Genomic DNA, 1171 nt, shown 5'->3' with positions numbered 1-1171 from the left:
AGCAACCCTTACAGAAACTTCATTTTGGGGTTTGCGTTTCGTCATCCCGAATGCCAAAAGTATTAATACTCCGGAACCTGCCAGTGCCATAGGGCCTGCTATTGCTACCGCAAAAACACAACCAATCGAACAAACCCAAGCGATAGACACCATGGCTTTGTTGAGCCATTCAGGTTCATCTCGATTCTTCTTTTGAACTAGTCCAAGTTCTGAAACCACATATTGATAGCGGTTGTCGAGACCTGCGGTTAAATACCATGCATAAGCGATTATGCAAAATATAAGAAACATCGCGAGTGCTGCGAACCAGTTGAACTCAACATAACCAACATATCCAATGAACCCCATAATAAACATGCCGGGTATTAGAGACAAAATCGTAAAACGCAGTGCGGCATATCGATTAGCCTCTTCAATATTGTTGCATGACCATGCGTGAACACCTTGTCCTGAGCGTATCTGTTTTTCTTGCTCTTCTCGGTAAACCTCAAACTCTTCTGGAGTGAGATAAAAGGGTAAATAGGCCAAGGGTAACTCCTAGCCCATGAGCTCTGGCTCTGGTAGAGGGGTATTGTTTTCACGAAGGTCAAACGCTTCTGTTGCTAGGTAGCCACCGCCGATAATTGGGACCCCTTTTAGCTCAATATAGAGGTAGCTCAAATCAAACAGTTTTTCTTTATCCTCAATTTCTTGGCATTGCATAGCAAACTTTGATTCGATGGTTTCTACCGTATCCATTAATTCTTGTTCTGTGGCGAAAAATAGGTACGTAACCCCCTTGTTTGATTTCGCGAGACATCCGTTTGGTTAGTATCCCAATATACGCATTTGTCGTATTTATGCCCAAACACAATGACTTTGCGCTTAAGGTGATATTTTGCGTAAATCCAGTCTTCTCGTTCTGCAACCCTTACAGAGACTTCATTCTGGGGTTTGCGTTTTGTCATGCCGAATGCCAAAAGTAGTAAAATTCCGGAACCTGCTAGTGCCATGGGGCCTGCTATTGCTACCGCAAAAATACAACCAATCGAACAAACCCAAGCGATAGTCACCATAGCTTTGTTGACCCATTCAGGTTCATCTCGATTCTTCTTTTGAACCAGACCTTGTTCAGACAGAATATATTGATATTTATAGTCTAAGCCCATGGTTAGATAAGAGGCGTAAGCAA

1 protein-coding gene and 2 pseudogenes are annotated in these 1171 nt (G+C 42.9%); all 3 read right to left on the bottom strand.

The genetic code is table 11. The features are described 5' to 3' along the window. Positions 1-528: pseudogene (locus UA76_RS10705) on the bottom strand (hypothetical protein); the annotation flags it as partial. Positions 529-537: 9 nt separating this feature from the next. Then, on the bottom strand, positions 538-738 hold the full coding sequence (locus UA76_RS22480; protein ID WP_052772014.1) for a hypothetical protein: 201 nt from the start codon (positions 736-738) through the stop codon (positions 538-540). After that, positions 738-1171 (bottom strand): annotated as a pseudogene (locus UA76_RS23860) (hypothetical protein); the annotation flags it as partial. The pseudogene UA76_RS23860 and the gene UA76_RS22480, both read right to left, overlap by 1 nt.

The sequence above is a fragment of the Vibrio mexicanus genome (genome assembly GCF_001012815.1).
GTDB classification, from domain to species: Bacteria; Pseudomonadota; Gammaproteobacteria; order Enterobacterales; family Vibrionaceae; genus Vibrio; species Vibrio mexicanus.
The sequence above is the reverse complement of the archived record's forward strand: the minus strand, read 5'-3'. Positions and strand labels throughout refer to the sequence as shown.

Coding starts and splice junctions, on each gene's coding strand:
- UA76_RS22480 (WP_052772014.1), bottom strand. CDS start 738: ATGGATACGGTAGAAACCATCGAATCAAAGTTTGCTATGCAATGCCAA.